A 17,494-nucleotide genomic window follows, 5' to 3' on the forward strand; every position below is an offset into this window, starting at 1 on the left:
GTTGTGCTCACTGTCCGGCTCCGCCGCACAAGGCGCGGCCGGCCACGGATGACCCGCAGCCGGCCGGCACCTGAACCTCGAGGGTGCTCAGCCCCGCAGGACAGCACCCGTACGCTCGCCCGCAAGGGCGACAGCCGCGTCCCGGGCGGCGGACGCCTCGTCCACGGTCAGCGTCCGGTCCCCGGCACGGAACCGCAGCGCATACGCCAGCGACTTCTTCCCGTCGCCGAGCTGCGCGGCATTCTCGTACACGTCGAACAGCCGAATGGACTCGAGCAGCTCACCCGCGCCCTCCCGCAGCGCGGCCTCGACCTCGGCGGTCGGGACCGGCCTGTCGACGACGAGGGCGACGTCCTGCGTGGCCACCGGGAAGGACGAGATGCGCGGCGCCTGCGGGACGCCGTCGCCCACCGCCTCCAGGGCGTCCAGGTCCAGCTCCATCGCGCAGGTGCGCTCCGGAAGGCCGAGCGCCTTCACCACGCGCGGGTGCAGCTCGCCGGCGTGACCGATGACCTGCTCGGTGCCGTCCACCACGACCGCGAGCCGGGCGCAGCGGCCCGGGTGCCACGGGCCGTACTGGCCCTTGCGGACGATCAGTTCGGCCCCGGCCTCACGGGCGACGGCACGCGCCGCCTCCACCGTGTCGGCCCAGTCCGCCGGGCGGCCCTTGCCCCACCAGCCGGCCTGCTCACGCGCTCCGGCGAGGACGGCGGCCACGTGCCGCGGCTGCTCGGGGAGCGCGCTGTTCAGCTCCGCGATCTCCTCGTCGGTGGGACGCCGGTCGACGGACAGATGGACGCCGGCACGCTGCTCCTCGCGCGGGAGGAAGACCAGCCCGGTCTCGAAGAGCGCCAGGTCGTGCGAGCCCCGGCCGTCGTTGCGCCGCAGGGCGGCCAGCAGGCCCGGCAGCAGCGTCGTACGGAGCGCGGGCTCCTCGTCGTTGAGCGGGTTGGCCAGCTTCACGACGCGGCGGGCCGGGTCGTCGGACTCCAGGCCGAGCTGGTCGAAGACCTGCTCGCCGACGAACGGGTAGTTCGGCGCCTCGACATAGCCCGCGCCCGCCAGCGCCCGGCCGACGCGGCGGTGCAGCCGCTGCCGGTGGGTCAGGCCGCGTCCCGAGGGGAGCTTGGGCAGCGTGGAGGGCAGGTTCTCGTAGCCCTCGAGACGGATGACCTCTTCGGCCAGGTCGTTGGACTCGGTCAGGTCGGGCCGCCAGGACGGGACGGTGACGATCAGCTCGTCCTGCCCGTACACGTCGCAGCCGATCTCCTGCAGACGGCGGACGACGGTCTCACGGCCGTACTCCACACCCGCGACCTTGTCCGGGTGGTCCGCCGGGACGGTGATCGTGTGCGGGGCGGAGGGCGCGATGACCTCGGTGACGCCGGCCTCGGCCGTACCGCCCGCGAGCAGCACCAGGAGGTCCACGGTGCGCTGCGCGGCGGCCGCGGCGGCCTGCGGGTCGACGCCCCGCTCGAAGCGGCGGGAGGCCTCCGAGGACAGCTTGTGGCGACGGGCCGTACGGGCGATCGCGACGGCGTCGAAGTGGGCCGCCTCGATGACCACGTCGGTCGTGGCGTTCGCCCCGTTCTCGGTGGCGATGGGGGTGCCCTCGGTCGAGCGAAGCCGAGACTGGGGGAGGTCGGCGATCTCCGTGTTGGCGCCGCCCATGACACCCGCGAGGCCGATCGGGCCGCGCTCGTCGGTGATGACCAGGTCCTCGGCGTGCAGCTTGCGCTCGACGCCGTCGAGGGTGACGAGCTTCTCGCCCTCCTCGGCCCGGCGCACGCCGATCGTGCCCTGGACCAGCGTGCGGTCGTAGGCGTGCAGGGGCTGGCCCAGCTCCATCATCACGTAGTTCGTGACGTCGACGGCGAGCGAGATCGGGCGCATGCCGACCTTCTGCAGACGGCGCTGCAGCCAGATCGGGGAGCGTGCCTCGGGGCTCAGGCCGCTGACCGTGCGGGCCGTGAAGCGGTCGCAGCCCATGGGGTCGCCGACCCGGACGCGGTAGCCGAAGGCGTTCGGGGCCGGTACGTCGATCAGGGCCGGGTCGCGCAGCGGCAGGCCGTAGGCGATGGCGGTCTCGCGGGCGACGCCGCGGATGGACAGGCAGTCGCCGCGGTTGGCGGTGACGGCGATGTCCAGGACCTCGTCGACCAGCTCCAGCAGCTCGATGGCGTCCTTGCCGACCTCGGTCTCCGGCGGCAGCACGATGATGCCGTGGTTGCCGTCGTCGCCCATGCCCAGCTCGTCGCTGGAGCAGATCATGCCGTGGGACGTCTTGCCGTAGGTCTTGCGCGCGGCGATCGAGAAACCACCGGGCAGCACGGCGCCGGGCAGGACCACGACGACCTTGTCGCCGACGGCGAAGTTCCGGGCGCCGCAGACGATCTCCTGGGGCTCGCCGGTGCCGTTGGCCTGGCCGACGTCGACGGTGCAGAAGCGGATCGGCTTCTTGAAGCCCTCCAGCTCCTCGATGGTCAGCACCTGGCCGACGGCAAGCGGGCCCTTGAGGTCGGCGCCGAGCTGCTCGACTCTCTCGACCTCGAGGCCTGCCGAAACGAGCTTGGCCTGGACGTCACGGCCGGTTTCGGTCGCCGGCAGGTCGACGTACTCCCGCAGCCAAGAAAGCGGGACCCGCATCAGATCTCCATCCCGAACGGCCGGGTGAACCGGACGTCACCCTCGACCATGTCTCGCATGTCCTCGACGTTGTGGCGGAACATCAGCATCCGCTCGATGCCGAACCCGAACGCGAAGCCGCTGTACTTCTCCGGGTCGACGCCGCAGGCGGCCAGCACCGTCGGGTTGACCATGCCGCAGCCGCCCAGCTCGATCCAGCCCTCGCTGGAGCAGGTGCGGCAGGGCCGGTCGGGGTTGCCGACGGACTCGCCGCGGCAGACGTAGCACACCATGTCCATCTCGGCGGACGGCTCGGTGAACGGGAAGAAGTTCGGCCGCAGCCGGGTCTTCATGCCCTCGCCGAACAGCGACTGGACCATGTGGTCCAGGGTGCCCTTGAGGTCGGCCATGGTCAGGCCCTCGTCCACGGCGAGCAGCTCGACCTGGTGGAAGACCGGGGTGTGGGTGGCGTCCAGCTCGTCCGTGCGGTACACGCGACCGGGACAGATCACGTAGACCGGCAGCTCGCGGTCGAGCAGGGAGCGGATCTGGACCGGCGAGGTGTGGGTGCGCAGCACGACACCGGACTCGGTGCCGCCGCCCTGGCCCTGCACGAAGAAGGTGTCGGCCTCACCGCGGGCCGGGTGGTCCGGGCCGATGTTCAGGGCGTCGAAGTTGAACCACTCGGCCTCGACCTCGGGGCCCTCGGCGACCTCGTAGCCCATCGCCACGAAGACGTCCTCGATGCGCTCCGAGAGCGTGCTCAGCGGGTGCCGGGCCCCGGCCGGGACGCGGTCGTGGGGCAGCGTGACGTCGACGTCCTCCTCGACGAGCACGCGGGCGTCGCGCTCGGCCTCCAGCTCGCCCTGGCGGGCGGCGAGGGCCTTGTTCACGGCGCCACGGGCCATGCCGACGCGCTTGCCGGCCTCGGCCTTGGCGTGCGGGGGCAGGGCGCCGATCTCGCGGTTGGCGAGGGCCAGCGGGGAGGCCGGGCCGGTGTGGGCGACCTTGGCCTCGTGGAGCGCGTCGAGGGAACCCGCGGCGGCGAAGGCGGCGAGCGCCTCGCCCTGCATGCGCTCGATCTCTTCCGGTTTCAACGCCTCGACCTCTACAGGGTCGTACGACTTATTCGGTGCCGACATCTCTTCCCGTGCTTCCGATTGGCTGGCGGATGGTCCCCGTCACCGACTCGTGAGGGCCGCGTGAAGGACACAAAGGTGCCAAAGGCCGAGTCTAACGGGGCGGAGGTATACGAAGAGCCCGTGGGCCCTAGGCGAGATACGCCGGGGCCGCCACGGGCAACGTAAATCGGAACTCGGCGCCGCCGCTGGACGCGCGGCCGACCGTGATGATGCCGCCGTGGGCCTCGACGATGCCCTTGACGATGTACAGCCCGAGGCCCGTGCCGCCGCGCTTGCTGCCCCGCCAGAAGCGGGTGAACACGCGGTTCATGGACTCCTCCGGGATGCCTGGCCCCTCGTCGCTCACCGTGACCGACGTACCGGTTTCCTCGCCCTCGCGCGGGGACGCGGAGGGTGTCACGTCAATGGTGACGGTTCCTTCGCCGTGTCGCACGGCATTTTCCAGCAGATTGCTGAGCACCTGGTCGACCTTGTCCGGGTCGGCCCACAGGGCGGGCAGCGGCTGTTCGATGCGCAGCAGGAAGCGGTCGGCGGGCTGTCCCGCGGCCACGTAGGCCTGGATGTGCCGGCCGACGGCCGCGCCGATGTCGACGGGCTGGCGGCGCACCTCCAGGCGCCCGCTGTCGATCCGCGAGATGTCCAGCAGCTCGGCGATGAGCCGGGTGACCCGGTCGGCGTCGGCGTCGACGGTCTCCAGCATCAGCCGCTTCTGGTCGTCGGTGAAGCGTTCCCACTTGGCGAGGAGCGTGGCGGTGAAGCCCTTCACGGAGGTCAGCGGCGAGCGCAGTTCGTGGGCGACGGTGGCGATCAGCTCTGCGTGGCTGCGCTCGGTGCGGCGGCGGGCCTCGGTGTCGCGCAGGGAGACGATGACGCGCCGGACGGGTCCGAGCGGTTCGGTGCGCAGATAGCGGGCGGAGACCAGCACCTCCCGCCCGCCGGGCAGCAGCAGGTTGCGCTCGGGCTGGCGAACCCGGATGGCGAGGCCGCCATAGGGGTCGGTGAGCTGCCACCAGCGTCTGCCCTCCAGGTCCTCCAGGGGCAGGGCGCTGTCCAGGCGCTGTCCGAGGGCGCCGGCGGCGCGGAGGGCGGTGATGCGTTCGGCGGCGGCGTTGAAGCAGATGACGCGGCCGTCCTCATCGGCGACCACGAGGCCGTCGGGCAGCTGGTCGGGGTCGACGCCGAGGCCGGTCTCGGTGCAGTCGTCGTGCCGGGGCGCGGGTGTGCGGCGCACGTCCCGCCCGTCCGGCGCAGTGCTCGTGCCGACCACCCTCATCCCCGTACCCCACCTCTCAGACGGCGCAGGGCCCCGAGCTGGCCACCCTACTAGCTCTCGGTGACGGTGCGGCACCCTCCGGAGGCGCGCTGTGCACGGGCCGAGGCGTAGAGACATACGGCGGCCGCCGTGGCGAGGTTCAGGCTCTCGGCCTTCCCGTGGATGGGGACGCGTACGACGGCGTCGGCCAGGGCGCGGGTCTCCTCCGGAAGCCCCCAGGCCTCGTTGCCGAACACCCAGGCGGTCGGCCCGCCCATCGTGCACTTGTCCAGCTCCTCGTCCAGGTCACGGTCACCGGCCCCGTCGGCGGCGAGGATCCGCACACCGGCGTCCTTCAGTCCCTGCACGGCCCGCTCGACGGGCACGCCGACGGCGACCGGCAGATGGAACAGGGAGCCCACGGAGGCGCGTACGGCCTTCGGGTTGTACAGGTCGACGGAGGCGTCGGTGAGGACGACCGCCTCGGCGCCGGCGGCGTCGGCGCAGCGCAGCACGGTCCCGGCGTTGCCCGGGTCGCGGACGTGCGCGAGCACGGCGACCAGCCTGGGCCGGGCGGCGAGGACGTCCTCGAACGGCGTGTCCAGGAAGCGGCAGACCCCGACCAGCCCCTGCGGGGTGACGGTGGTGGAGATGTCGGCGATGACCTCCTCGGAGGCGAGGTGCACCCGGGCGTCCGCCTGTCGCGCCTCTCCGACGATGTCGGCGTACCGCTCCGCGGCCTCCACGGTGGCGAACAGTTCGACCAGGGTCGCCTGCTCGCCGGCCCGGTGCCCGGCAGCTTCCCGCACGGCCTGCGGCCCCTCGGCGAGGAACAGCCGGTCCTTGCCCCGGAAGTTCCGCTTGGCGAGCCGCCGGGCGGCGTTGACGCGGGCGGAGCGGGGGGAGATCAGCTCGGGGCTGACGGGGGGCATGTTCTTCACCTTCAGCAGCTCAGGTTCCGCATGGCAACACAACGGAGACAACACAACGGACCCGCAGGCAGGAGCCCACGGGTCCGAGTCACGTCGGCCTAAGACCGGCGCAGCGTCACGCGGCCTTCGGCGCGTTGACGTCCGACGGCAGCGCCTTCTGCGCGACCTCGACGAGCGCCGCGAAGGCGTTCGCGTCGTTCACGGCCAGCTCGGCCAGGATCTTGCGGTCGACCTCGACGTTCGCGGCCTTCAGACCCTGGATGAAGCGGTTGTACGTGATGCCGTTGGCGCGGGCAGCAGCGTTGATGCGCTGGATCCACAGCTGACGGAAGTCACCCTTGCGCTTCTTGCGGTCGTTGTAGTTGTAGACCAGCGAGTGGGTGACCTGCTCCTTGGCCTTGCGGTACAGGCGCGAACGCTGACCGCGGTAGCCGGAGGCCGCCTCGAGGATCGCCCGGCGCTTCTTGTGGGCGTTGACTGCCCGCTTGACGCGTGCCACTTGTTAACTCCTTGTAGCGGGGTCGTGGGGGTGCTCACACGACCCGGAAACGATTGGGTCCCGGTCCAGACGTACGGCGCTCAGGCGGCGCCGCGACGTCACTTGCCGAGAAGCTTCTTGATCTTCGCGGCGTCGCCCGGGGCCATCTCGGCGTTGCCGGTGAGGCGGCGCGTCACGCGGGACGACTTGTGCTCGAGCAGGTGGCGCTTGCCGGCGCGCTCACGGAGCACCTTGCCGGAGCCGGTGATCTTGAAGCGCTTGCTGGCACCGCTGTGCGACTTGTTCTTCGGCATAGCGCCGTTCTCTCCTCGTCGGTGGCGCTCCGGTGCCCGGTCACGAAAACCGGGCACGGTGGAGCGTCGCTCTTGTTTCGGTTACATCCTCGGGGACTCGCGTCCCCCGGGATCACGCCTCGGCAGAAGCCTCGGCGGGGGCCTCTTCTTCAACCTGAGCGTCGGCTTCTTCAGCCTGAGCGTCGGCGGCGTTCTGCGAACGGCCGGGGTTCGCCTTTGCTTCGGCCTTGCGGGCCTCCTGCGCCTGACGCGCCTCGGCCATCGCCTCGGTCTTCTTCTTGTGCGGACCGAGGACCATGATCATGTTGCGGCCGTCCTGCTTCGGGTTCGACTCGACGAAACCGAGGTCCTGGACGTCCTCCGCCAGACGCTGCAGCAGTCGGTAGCCGAGCTCCGGCCGGGACTGCTCGCGACCACGGAACATGATCGTGATCTTGACCTTGTCGCCCTGCTTGAGGAACCGGACGACGTGACCCTTCTTGGTGTCGTAGTCGTGCGGGTCGATCTTCGGCCGGAGCTTCATCTCCTTGATGACCGTGTGCGCCTGGTTCTTGCGCGCCTCACGGGCCTTCATGGCCGACTCGTACTTGAACTTCCCGTAGTCCATGAGCTTGCACACGGGCGGACGGGCGGTCGCCGCGACCTCGACCAGGTCCAGGTCGTACTCCTGCGCAAGCTCCAGTGCCTTGGCCAGCGGGACGATGCCCACCTGCTCGCCACTGGGACCGACAAGTCGCACCTCGGGAACGCGAATCCGGTCGTTGATGCGGGGCTCGGCGCTGATGGATCCTCCTCGGTAGCACCACACGGCAGTCTGGCGGACAGCCGCGTAACGTCTGTTTCTTTGGACCTAACCGCGCCGAAGCACAAAAAATGCCCCGGACGATCACAGGCGGGGCTCCATACCTACCGGAGCACCGCCGCGGAGACCGCGGGGCGCAATTCGGGCGACTCCATCGTCCGTACGGAACGATGGTGGCCGCCTGACCGGGTGACCCGCCGTCCCGGAGGGCGGTCAGGTGGGAGTTCGGAGCCTCCACTTATGGGCTGAGCACAGACATGTCCAGCCGGTCGTTACACAAGGTTAGCAGCAAAGCCGACACGGGGCTAATTGAGGACGACCGGGGCTGATGAAGGACGCCGCCCCGGCTCGCCTATCGTGTGGGGCATGAGTGAGACCCCTCCTGAGAACGCCGATTTCGACGCGATGACCCGGGACATCGCCGAGGTCCCCGCCGTCGAGGTGATCGTGACGGTCGCCGTCAACCTGATGAGCGCCGCCGCCGTGAAGCTCGGGCTGAGCGAGGAGGGCGACAAGTACAAGGACCTGGACGAGGCCCGCAAGCTGATCACCGGGCTCGCCGGACTGCTGGACGCGAGCGCGACCGAGATCAGCTCCTTCCACGCGGCTCCGCTGCGCGACGGCCTGAAGTCGCTGCAGCTGGCGTTCCGCGAGGCGTCGATCGTCCCGGACGAGCCGGGCCAGGGTCCCGGCGAGAAGTACACCGGTCCGGTGTACGGCTAGGGCCGACGGCCGGTACCGGTCCGCGGCCAGTGCCGGTCTGCGGCTGGTCCGGCCCTACGGCTGGTTCCGGTCTGCGGCTGGTCACGGCTCGTTCCGGTCTGCGGCTGGTCCGGCCCTACGGCTCGTTCCGTTCCACTGCTCGTTCCGTGCCGTCGGTGTCCGACGGCTCTCCCCGTACGTACAAGGGCTCGCCCGGTGGTGTCGCCCCGGCCGGCAGCAGTGCCAGGTCGAGGCCGCGCACCAGGCGGGCCCTCAGTGTTTCGTCGGCGGCCAACCGCTCGGCGACCGCGCGGGCGGCCTCGGCGGGCGGAGCGGCCGGGGCGAGAACGAGGGCGAGGGTGCCGTCGGCCGGTCCGGGCCCGAGGTGGGCGCGCAGTACGGCCGGCTCGGCAGCCACCGCGGCGCGGACCGCCTCGACGACGGCCGGATCGGCGAGCGGGTCGGCGCTGGTGCGGCCCTCGGCGAGGGCGAGCAGCGCGGAGCCGGTCAGTTCGAAGGGCACCGGGCCGGCCAGGTCGAGTACGACCGTGTCCGCCTTCTCGTGCGCGGCGGCCTGCAGCGCCTGGTGCAGGGGTACGGCGACGGGGCGGGCCGCCGGGTCCCAGCGGGCCAGGGTGTCGGTGGAGGTGAAGGCCGGCAGGGCGGTGCGCCGGCCGGCCTTCAGTGTGGGTACGGCCATGTCGCTGGTCTTCTCGCGGCGCAGCCCGTTCTCGTCCTCCTCGACCTCACCGAGCACGGCCACCACGGGCACCAGCAGCCGGGCGCCCTGCAGCGCCTCCAGGACGGGGCCGACGGCCGTGCGGTCCTCGGCCCAGGCGGCAAGCGCGGCGCTCAGCCGGGGGTCGGCGGAGCCGTCGTCGTCGGAGAAGCCGGAGTCTGGAATGTTCTTGTTCGCCACGGTCACCGACCCTATCGGGGGGAAGCCGCTGCGCTTGTGCGGGGCCGGAAACCCCGCGGTCACCGGATTCACAGGAATCTCAGCATTCCCTGACCCGGATCTAACGTCCGTCCAACGAAGCGCACAGTCGCCGCCCCGAACATCGCGGGCATGGAGTCCCCCAGAGCCGGCCGCCGTCGCCGCGCCCGCCGCCACCCGCTTCTCCTCACCGCCCTCTCCGTCGTCGCCGTCTGCGGGGTCACGGCGGGCGGCACGGTCTATGTGAAGGCGCGGGCGCACTCCGGTGCCGGGGCCGTATCGTCGGCGGGGTCGCCGTCGGCCGGCTCATCGGCCACGGCGGACGAGGAGGCATCGGTGGAACCCGCGACGGAGCCTGCGGCGGTGGACCGGACGGCGCTGCTGTCGAAGGCCATGGCCGCGGTGAGCATGCCGTCGGGCGCGCAGGTGTCGGCGGCGGTGCTCGACCTGGACTCCGGCACCAGCGCCACGTACGGCACGGCGGCCTTCGACACGGCGAGCATCGTCAAGGTCGACATCCTGGCCACGCTGCTGCTCCAGGCGCAGGACGCGGGGCGGGAGCTGACGGCGACGGAGCAGGCGCACGCCACGAAAATGATCGAGATCAGCGACAACGCCTCTGCCACGGCGCTGTGGCACACGATCGGGCGTGCGTCGGGGTTGGACGCGGCGAACAAGCGGTTCGGGCTGCGCTCGACCTCCGGTGGTTCCGGGGACTTGTGGGGGCTGACGCAGACCACGGCCGAGGATCAACTGGTGTTGCTTCAGCAGGTGTTCGGGGAGTCGTCGCAGCTCGGTGCCGCGTCGCGAACGTATGTGCAGGGCCTGATGAAGAGGGTGGAGGCCGATCAGCAGTGGGGGGTGTCGGCTGCTGCCGCGGGTTCCTCGTGGGCGTTGAAGAACGGGTGGCTGCCCCGTGGTACGACGGGCCTGTGGGACGTCAACAGCATCGGGCGGGTGACGGTGGACGGGGCCGACTACCTGGTGGCGGTGCTGTCGAGGGGGACCGTCAGCCAGGCGAAGGGGATCGCTCTGGTGGAGGCGGCCGCGAAGGCTGCGATGTCCGGGTTCGCCTCCGCGCCGTAGAGGTGCGTGCGGTACGCGGGTGCGGGTGGCCGGTGACCGGTCGCGCCCGCGCCGCGGTGGCCGCGCATCGATGAACCCCGCGCCTCTGGCTATGGGATTGTCCTGCGGCGTCTCCACAGGACCATCCCCGCCACCAGCAGCACTCCACCGGTGCTGCCTGCCAGGGGGCCTGCCCAGTCGGCGGTGGAGCCGGCGGGCTCGGCCGGGTCCGGGCCCGAGCCGAAGTACTTCTCTTCGTACGACGCCGCGCGCAGGCCCTTCGGCTTGAGGCGGTTCGCGGCCTTGAGGGCCGCTGCCGGGTCGATCATGCCGAAGCCCCGGGAGTCGTCGCGGCCGCCCACCGGGGCGTCGCGGGCCGTGTCCTCCAGGAGCTTCTTGATCTGAGCCGGGGTCAGCGTCGGGTGGGCCGCCTTGATCAGTGCCGCGGCGCCCGAGACGAAGGCGGCGGCGGCCGAGGTGCCCCAGCCCTCGTAGTACTTGTGGTCGGGGTCGGCGATCACGACGTTCACGCCGGGCGCGCTGACCGCGGCGTACCAGCGGCGGGTGGAGAAGGAGGCGCGGGTGCCGTACTTGTCCACGGCGGTGGCGGCGATGACGCCCGGGTACGCGGCCGGGTAGGAGACGTGGTCGCCCTTGTCGCCGCCGTTGCCCGCGGAGGCCACCACGACCACGCCCTTCTTCAGGGCGTACTGCACGGCCTCGTCCTCGCTCGGCTCCGGATGCGCGGAATCGGAGTCGTCGCCGAGGGAGAGGTTGATGACGTCCGCGCCGTGGTCGGCGGCCCAGCGGATGCCGTCGGCGAGGGCGTTGCCGCGGGTGGTGCGGGCCTTCGCGCGAGCGGAGTCGCCGTCCTCGAGGATGACCCGCACGGGCAGGATCTTCGCCTCGGGCGCGACGCCCATGACGCCCGCGGTGTCACCGGGTCCGTGGCCGTGCCCGGCGATGATCCCGGCCATGGCGGTGCCGTGCCGGGCCCAGGTGCGGTCTCCGGGCTCGGCGCCGAAGCCGATCATGTCCTTGGCGGGCAGGACGTTGCCGGCCAGGTCCGGGTGGTCGGCCTCGACTCCGGTGTCCAGGACGGCGACGGTGACGCCCTGGCCCTTGGTGGTGCGCCAGGCCTCGTCGAGGCGGAGCGCGGACAGGCCCCACTGCTGGCCGCGGATGCCGTCGGCGTATGCGGTGGTGGACGGCAGCAGAACGAGGGAGCCGGCGAGCAGGAGGCTCACCGCCGTGCCGGTCGCGCCCGCGCGGCGGCTGCCGCGCATCGATCGCCTCATGAAGGCTTCTCCGTGGCCGAGCTGACGGTCTGGCGCAGTCGCCGTTCGATGCGGTCGGCCAGGCCCTGGGCCTCGTTGCCGAGGCCGGCCTGGGCGATGGCCGTGTTCGCACCGGCGCGGACGGCGTCAGCGGCGGGCTGGGGCGAGTCGACGGTGCGGGCGTCGGCCCAGCCGGAGACGGCGAAGGCGACGACGGGGGCGTCGGTGAGGACGGAGACGGTCCAGGCGGCGCGCTGCTTGCCGCCGAAGCGGGCCGCGGCGGTCCCCTTGGCGGCGTACGGCGTGGGCATCAGGTCGCTGCGGCGGTCCAGGTGTTCGTCGCGGAAGCGGGCGGCGAGCGAGGACATGGCGGCGGAGTCGGCCTTGGTGAACAGCAGGCCGACGGTGGTGACGTAGCTCTGGGTGGCGTCGGTGTAGGTGGCGCGCAGGAGCCGCCGGCAGCCGACGGGGGCGAGGGCCTTGTGCAGCAGCGGGTCGAAGGCGTCGGCGCAGCCGCTGTCCGGGGCGACGGCGATCCGCGTCCAGGTGCGGTCGGCACCGCCGGGGCCGGCTCCCGTGCCCTGGAGGGTGGGCGGGAACAGCTGGTCGACGGGCACGCTGTGCCACAGTGTGCCGGCCGCGCTGAACCCGTGTCCGGCCGTGCCGTCCCCGCCGTCGCCGGTGAGCCAACTACCGGTCACGGCACCGCCGATGAGGCCGAGCCCGAGGACCAGACAGGCGGCGGCAGCCGCGGTCCGGGGCCGTACCCGCATCCCCAGCGGCCGCGCCCGCATCCGCTCGTCGTACCCCTCGGGTTCCCCGAACGACACGACGGGCCGGGCGGCCGCGCCGGCGCTCCAGGAGAGGGCCGGGTCCGGGGAAGCCGACGGGGGGCTCGCGGGACGAGCGGGGGCGCTGGGGCTCCACGCGGTCCGGAGGTCATGCGCGGCGGGCATGGGCGGCGGCACCGGGGACGGCGGGGCCTGGTGTGCCGGCGCGGGGGTCGGCGAGGAGGCCGGGCGACCGGACGTGGGCAGGGACGGGGAACCCTCGCGGTCGGGGGCGGGCGCCGATGAGCTGCCCGCATACCCGGCAGCGGATGCCCGCGCCGAGCCCGGGCGGCCCGAGCCCGACACGGGCGCGGAAACCGGACGCTGCGGGGCGGAACCCGGACGCTGCGGCGCGGGCGCCGACCGGATCGGCCGGAGCCGGGCCGTCGTCTCCGACAGGGACTCCGCCGGGGCTCCTGGGCTGCGGGGCGGCGTCCCCGGACGCGGCGCCGACGTGGAACCCGCGGTCCCGGGGGCAGACTCCCCCGGCCGCCCGGTGCTGGGCGTGGGCATGGAATCCGGACGCTGCGCCGCGGGCGCAGGCGGGATCGGCCGGAGCCGAGCCGTCGTCTCCGACAGAGACTCCGGCGGTGCCTCGGGGCGACGGGCCCGGACCCCCGGCCCGTGCGTCGGACGGGGCGGCACGGCTGCGGTGGCCGCCTCCCCGCGCATCTCGCGATCCCCACCCGGCGAAGCCTCAGGGCGACGCGACTGCACCCCCGGCCCATGCACCGGCCGTGGCGGCCCCGCCGTGGTGGCGTCCTCGACGAGGCTCTCGCGGCCCGCGCTCGGCGGGGTGTCGGGGAAGCGGGCCGAGGCCGGGGGCGGGGGCGGGCTCACCGGGTCGGCGGCCTCGGGCACGCTGGAGGGCTGCCGGGAGGCGGGGATGCGGCCGGCTCCGGTGGCTTCCCCGGGACGCTCGGTCCGGGGCTGCCCCTGCCTCGCCGGCCGGCCGGCCGCGCTCCGCGGGATCCGCGGCGCGAAGACGGAGGGCTCGTCGTCGAAGTCGTCGTCGGCCGGTGCCGCCGCGGGTCCGGTGTGCTGGGCCCCCGGCACCCGGCTCGCGGCCGGTTCCCCCGCCGCGCCCCGGCCGACGGACGCCCCTGCGGTCCCGGGCCCGCCGAACTCCGGCCTGCTCCCCTGCGCCGCGGAGCCCGCACCGGCCCATCCGGCGGCGGACGCCCCGGTTCCTCGCGTCGGCGGTCCCGCCGCATTCGTGGCTCGGTCGGCCCCTGTGGACGTGCCCGGTGCCGGTGGTTCGGTCGTGCTGTCCTGGGTGTGGCCCGCGGGGGGCGCCGTCGGGCGCGGAGGGATCGGGGCGCGACGCGCTTCCGTACTCATGCACCCCCCGTTTCCTTCTGCCCGGGCCGTTTCCTCGTACGCGGGCCGTCGTGCTCCTCGGCCGCGCCCGGAGAAAGTCCGTCCGGGCACGCATACCCGTACGGCTGGACCGGCATCCCGGTTCAGGCGATGCGGCCGGATGCGTTCCGCCGTACGTGCGCGTCACTCTACGGGTTGTCCGGGAGAGACGGAGAACCAGTCCACACCCCAGGGGTATCTGCCCGGAACGTCCCCCTACCCTGCGGTAATCCTGTCTGGCAGGCTTCCGTCATGACTGCGCCTGCCGCTGACCGGGCCCGTTACGACCGGGCCACAGCCCATCTCGACGCCCCCCTCGCGATCGTGGATCTGGACGCCTTCGACGCCAACGCGGACGACCTGCTCCGCCGTGCCGGCGGAAAGCCGGTCCGGGTCGCCAGCAAGTCGGTCCGCTGCCGGACCCTGCTGGAACGCGTCCTGGCCAGGGACGGTTTCCAGGGCATCATGTCGTTCACCCTCGCCGAGTCGCTGTGGCTCGCGCGCTCGGGGTTCGACGATGTCCTGCTGGCCTATCCGTCCGCCGACCGGTCCGGCTTCGCCGAGCTGGCCGCCGATCCCAAGCTCGCCGGTGCCGTCACCGTGATGATCGACGACGTCGCCCACCTCGACCTGATCGACGCGGCCCGCGACGGCGGGCGTGAAGTGGTGCGGGTCTGCCTGGAGTTGGACACCTCGCTGAAGCTGCTGGGCGGGCGGCTCCGGGTCGGGGCACTGCGCTCGCCACTGCACTCGCCCGCCCAACTCGCCGAACTGGCACGGGCGGTGGCCCGGCGGCCGGGGTTCCGGCTGGTGGGGATCATGGCGTACGAGGGTCATGTCGCCGGGGTCGGGGACGCCGTGGCCGGGCGGCCGTTCCGGTCGCGGGCCATCAGGCTGATGCAGGCCGCCGCGCGGCGGGAGCTGGCCGAGCGGCGCGCCGCCGTGGTGCGGGCGGTCCGGGCCGTGGCGCCGGACCTGGAGTTCGTCAACGGCGGTGGCACGGGCAGTGTGCAGCACACCGCCGCCGAGGACGCGGTCACGGAGATCGCGGCCGGTTCGGGGCTGTACGTGCCGCGGCTCTTCGACAACTACACGTCCTTCACGGGCCGTCCGGCCGCCCTGTTCGCCCAGCCGGTCGTGCGACGCCCGGGGGTGGGTGTGGTCACGGTGCTCGGCGGCGGCTACCCGGCCTCCGGCGCAGCCGGTCCGGACCGGCTGCCGGTGCCGTATCTGCCCGAGGGGCTCAGGTACGACCCGCAGGAGGGCCCCGGCGAGGTGCAGACCCCGCTGCTCGGCTCGCCCGCCGACGATCTGCTCATCGGCGACAAGGTGTGGTTCCGGCATGCCAAGGCGGGCGAGCTGTGCGAGCGGTTCGAGGTGCTGCATCTGATCGAGGGGGAGACGGTCACGGCGACCGTGCCCACCTATCGGGGCGAGGGGCAGACCTTCCTCTGAGCGCCGGTCGGTGGATGGTGTCCGATGCCCTGCCAAGTGGCGGTCGGCCGACGGCAGCCGGGAGCGGTTGCCGCTGCGGTGGGCGCGGCCGCCGGGACGGCGGCCGCGGCCAGGTCCACGCGAAATGCTGTCGTACAGAGCGGGGACCGTGCACCTCTGTCCCTACAGGGGCGTGACGTACGCGCCCGCGATTCCGCCGTCCACCAGGAAGTCGGTGGCGTTGACGAAGGAGGAGTCGTCGCTGGCCAGGAAGGCGACGGCGGCGGCGATCTCCTCGGCCTCGGCGAACCGGCCGACCGGGATGTGGACCAGGCGACGGGCCGCCCGCTCCGGGTCCTTGGCGAACAGTTCCTGGAGGAGCGGGGTGTTCACCGGGCCCGGGCAGAGGGCGTTGACCCTGATCCCCTCCCGTGCGAACTGGACGCCCAGTTCGCGGGACATGGCGAGCACGCCGCCCTTGGACGCGGTGTACGAGATCTGCGACGTGGCGGCCCCCATCCGGGCCACGAACGACGCCGTGTTGATGATGGAGCCCCTGCCCTGGCGGCGCATGTACGGGATGGCGGCCTTGCAGCACAGGTAGACGGAGGTGAGGTTGACCTCCTGGACCCGCTTCCAGGCCTCCAGTCCGGTCTCCAGGATGGAGTCGTCGTCGGGCGGGGAGATGCCGGCGTTGTTGAAGGCGACGTCGACGCTGCCGTAGGTGTCGTACGCCGTCTTGAACAGCGCCTCGACCTGCTCCGGGTCGGTGACGTCGACCTTCACGAAGAGCCCGCCGACCTCGTCGGCCGCGGCTTTTCCGCGGGCCTCGTCCACGTCGCCGCAGACCACGTGGGCGCCCTCGGAGGCGAGACGGCGGGCGGCGGCCAGGCCGATGCCACTGCCGGCTCCGGTGACGACGGCGGTACGTCCGACAAGGCGGCGGCAAACAATGTCTTCGGTCACTGTGCGGGGCCCTCCGTGCTGATGAAGACGTTCTTGGTTTCGGTGAAGGCGGTCAGGGCGTCCGGGCCGAGCTCGCGGCCGAGGCCGGACTGCTTGAAGCCCCCGAAGGGGGTCCAGTAGCGGACGCTGGAGTGGGAGTTGACGGACAGGTTGCCCGCGCGGACGGCCTGGGAGACGCGCAGGGCGCGGCCGACGTCCCGGGTCCAGATGGAGCCGGCGAGGCCGTAGGGGGTGTCGTTGGCGAGGCGGATCGCGTCCTCCTCGTCGGTGAAGGGGAGAAGGACGGCCACGGGGCCGAAGATCTCCTCGCGGGCCGCCGCGCTGTCCGGCCGCTCCCCCGTGAGGACGGTCGGCGGGAACCAGAAGCCGGGGCCGTCGGGTGCGCTGCCGCGCAGGGCCGGGGCGTCCGCGGCGACGTAGGACCGTACGCGCTCCAGCTGCTGACCGGAGATCAGCGGGCCCATCTGCGTCTTCTCGTCGGCCGGGTCGCCCACCACCACGGCGGCCAGCGCGTCGGCGAGGACGTCACGGGCCTCCTCGTAGACCGATTCCTGGACGAGGATGCGGGTGCGGGCGCAGCAGTCCTGGCCGGAGTTGTCCAGGAAGGAGAAGGGGTCGAGGGCGGCCTTGAGGTCGGCGTCGGCGAAGACGACGTTGGGGCTCTTGCCGCCGAGTTCCAGAGTGACCGGCTTGACCAGCCGGGCGCAGCGCTCCATGACCTCGCGGCCGGTGCGGGTGGAGCCCGTGAACACGATCTTGGCGATGTCGGGGTGGTCGACCAGGGCGCGGCCCGCCGTGTGGCCGTAGCCGGGGAGCACCTGGAAGAGGTGCTCGGGCAGTCCTGCCTCCAGGGCCAGTTCGGCCAGCCGGAGGGCGGTGAGCGGGGTGGTCTCGGCGGGCTTGAGGACGACGGCGTTGCCGGCGGCCAGGGCCGGGAAGGAGCCCCAGGCGGCGATGGGCATGGGGAAGTTCCAGGGGGCGATCACGCCGATGACGCCCAGGGGTTCGTGGAAGGTGACGTCCCAGCCGCCGGGGGCGGGGATCTGTCTGCCGAGGAGACGCTCGGCGCCGCCGGCCGCGTACAGCAGCAGATCGCGGGCGTTCCCGGCCTCCCAGCGGGCGTTGCCGACGGTGTGGCCGGCCTCGCGGACCTCCAGGTGGGCCAGTTCCTCGACGTGTGCGTCGACGACGTCGGCGAAGCGGCGCAGCAGCCGGGCGCGGTCGGCCGGCGGGAGCGCGGCCCAGGCCGGCTGGGCCCGAGAGGCCCGTACGACGGCGGCGTCCACGTCGGCCTCGTCGGCGGCGGGGACGGTGGCGACGACCTCCTCGGTGGCGGGGTTGAGGACCTTGAGCTCGTGCGGGTCGGACACGTGATGACC

At 72.7% G+C, this 17,494-nt stretch carries 15 protein-coding genes; 3 read left to right on the plus strand and 12 right to left on the minus strand.

Translation table 11 applies throughout. The annotated features are described in order from the left end of the window. Positions 1 to 87: 87 nt before the first annotated feature. From ACIRU3_RS18260 to infC, 7 genes are all read right to left on the minus strand, one after another. Positions 88 to 2,646 carry a phenylalanine--tRNA ligase subunit beta gene (locus tag ACIRU3_RS18260; protein ID WP_404057259.1) on the minus strand — a complete coding sequence of 853 codons (2,559 nt, stop codon included), beginning with the start codon at positions 2,644 to 2,646 and terminating at the stop codon, positions 88 to 90. Then, complete coding sequence (pheS, locus tag ACIRU3_RS18265; protein ID WP_404057261.1) at positions 2,646 to 3,767, minus strand: phenylalanine--tRNA ligase subunit alpha; 1,122 nt, start codon at positions 3,765 to 3,767, stop codon at positions 2,646 to 2,648. Before pheS ends, ACIRU3_RS18260 begins: the two co-directional genes overlap by 1 nt. A gap of 127 nt (positions 3,768 to 3,894) precedes the next feature. Next, positions 3,895 to 5,040, minus strand: coding sequence for an ATP-binding protein (locus tag ACIRU3_RS18270; protein WP_404057263.1), 1,146 nt, complete (start codon positions 5,038 to 5,040; stop codon positions 3,895 to 3,897). A 50-nt stretch (positions 5,041 to 5,090) separates the two neighbouring features. Next, on the minus strand, positions 5,091 to 5,951 hold the full coding sequence (locus ACIRU3_RS18275; protein ID WP_404057265.1) for a TrmH family RNA methyltransferase: 861 nt from the start codon (positions 5,949 to 5,951) through the stop codon (positions 5,091 to 5,093). Positions 5,952 to 6,066: 115 nt separating this feature from the next. Then, positions 6,067 to 6,450, minus strand: coding sequence for a 50S ribosomal protein L20 (rplT, locus tag ACIRU3_RS18280; protein ID WP_020938960.1), 384 nt, complete (start codon positions 6,448 to 6,450; stop codon positions 6,067 to 6,069). A gap of 98 nt (positions 6,451 to 6,548) precedes the next feature. Next, positions 6,549 to 6,743 carry a 50S ribosomal protein L35 gene (gene rpmI / locus ACIRU3_RS18285; RefSeq protein WP_003977225.1) on the minus strand — a complete coding sequence of 65 codons (195 nt, stop codon included), beginning with the start codon at positions 6,741 to 6,743 and terminating at the stop codon, positions 6,549 to 6,551. A gap of 112 nt (positions 6,744 to 6,855) precedes the next feature. Then, a complete protein-coding gene (gene infC / locus ACIRU3_RS18290; RefSeq protein ID WP_404057267.1) occupies positions 6,856 to 7,551 on the minus strand; it encodes a translation initiation factor IF-3 in 696 nt (231 codons plus the stop codon). A 360-nt stretch (positions 7,552 to 7,911) separates the two neighbouring features. Between infC and ACIRU3_RS18295 the strand changes: the two genes are divergently transcribed. Next, positions 7,912 to 8,268 carry a DUF1844 domain-containing protein gene (locus ACIRU3_RS18295; protein WP_404057269.1) on the plus strand — a complete coding sequence of 119 codons (357 nt, stop codon included), beginning with the start codon at positions 7,912 to 7,914 and terminating at the stop codon, positions 8,266 to 8,268. A 115-nt stretch (positions 8,269 to 8,383) separates the two neighbouring features. Here the strand turns inward: ACIRU3_RS18295 and ACIRU3_RS18300 are convergent, their stop codons facing one another. Continuing rightward, complete coding sequence (locus tag ACIRU3_RS18300; protein WP_404057271.1) at positions 8,384 to 9,166, minus strand: SseB family protein; 783 nt, start codon at positions 9,164 to 9,166, stop codon at positions 8,384 to 8,386. A gap of 150 nt (positions 9,167 to 9,316) precedes the next feature. On the opposite strand from ACIRU3_RS18300, the gene ACIRU3_RS18305 reads away from it, so the two are divergent. Next, positions 9,317 to 10,270: a serine hydrolase gene (locus ACIRU3_RS18305; RefSeq protein WP_404057273.1), complete on the plus strand. Its 954-nt coding sequence runs from the start codon at positions 9,317 to 9,319 to the stop codon at positions 10,268 to 10,270. 89 nt (positions 10,271 to 10,359) lie between these two features. Here the strand turns inward: ACIRU3_RS18305 and mycP are convergent, their stop codons facing one another. Next, on the minus strand, positions 10,360 to 11,547 hold the full coding sequence (gene mycP / locus ACIRU3_RS18310) for a type VII secretion-associated serine protease mycosin (RefSeq protein WP_404057275.1): 1,188 nt from the start codon (positions 11,545 to 11,547) through the stop codon (positions 10,360 to 10,362). Further along, positions 11,544 to 12,482 (minus strand): hypothetical protein, encoded by a 939-nt coding sequence (locus ACIRU3_RS18315; RefSeq protein WP_404057277.1) that lies wholly within the window; start codon positions 12,480 to 12,482, stop codon positions 11,544 to 11,546. The genes mycP and ACIRU3_RS18315 overlap by 4 nt, the downstream gene beginning before the upstream one ends. Positions 12,483 to 13,967: 1,485 nt before the next feature. Here ACIRU3_RS18315 and ACIRU3_RS18320 point away from each other — a divergent pair. Next, a complete protein-coding gene (locus ACIRU3_RS18320) occupies positions 13,968 to 15,170 on the plus strand; it encodes an amino acid deaminase/aldolase (RefSeq protein WP_404057279.1) in 1,203 nt (400 codons plus the stop codon). 162 nt (positions 15,171 to 15,332) lie between these two features. Here the strand turns inward: ACIRU3_RS18320 and ACIRU3_RS18325 are convergent, their stop codons facing one another. Both ACIRU3_RS18325 and ACIRU3_RS18330 read right to left on the minus strand, forming a co-directional pair. Further along, positions 15,333 to 16,115: a 3-oxoacyl-ACP reductase gene (locus tag ACIRU3_RS18325; protein ID WP_404057281.1), complete on the minus strand. Its 783-nt coding sequence runs from the start codon at positions 16,113 to 16,115 to the stop codon at positions 15,333 to 15,335. Beyond that, complete coding sequence (locus tag ACIRU3_RS18330; protein ID WP_404057283.1) at positions 16,112 to 17,485, minus strand: aldehyde dehydrogenase family protein; 1,374 nt, start codon at positions 17,483 to 17,485, stop codon at positions 16,112 to 16,114. Before ACIRU3_RS18330 ends, ACIRU3_RS18325 begins: the two co-directional genes overlap by 4 nt. Positions 17,486 to 17,494: the final 9 nt, after the last annotated feature.

This window comes from Streptomyces sp. NPDC101151, assembly GCF_044768335.1.
Lineage (GTDB): Bacteria > Actinomycetota > Actinomycetes > Streptomycetales > Streptomycetaceae > Streptomyces.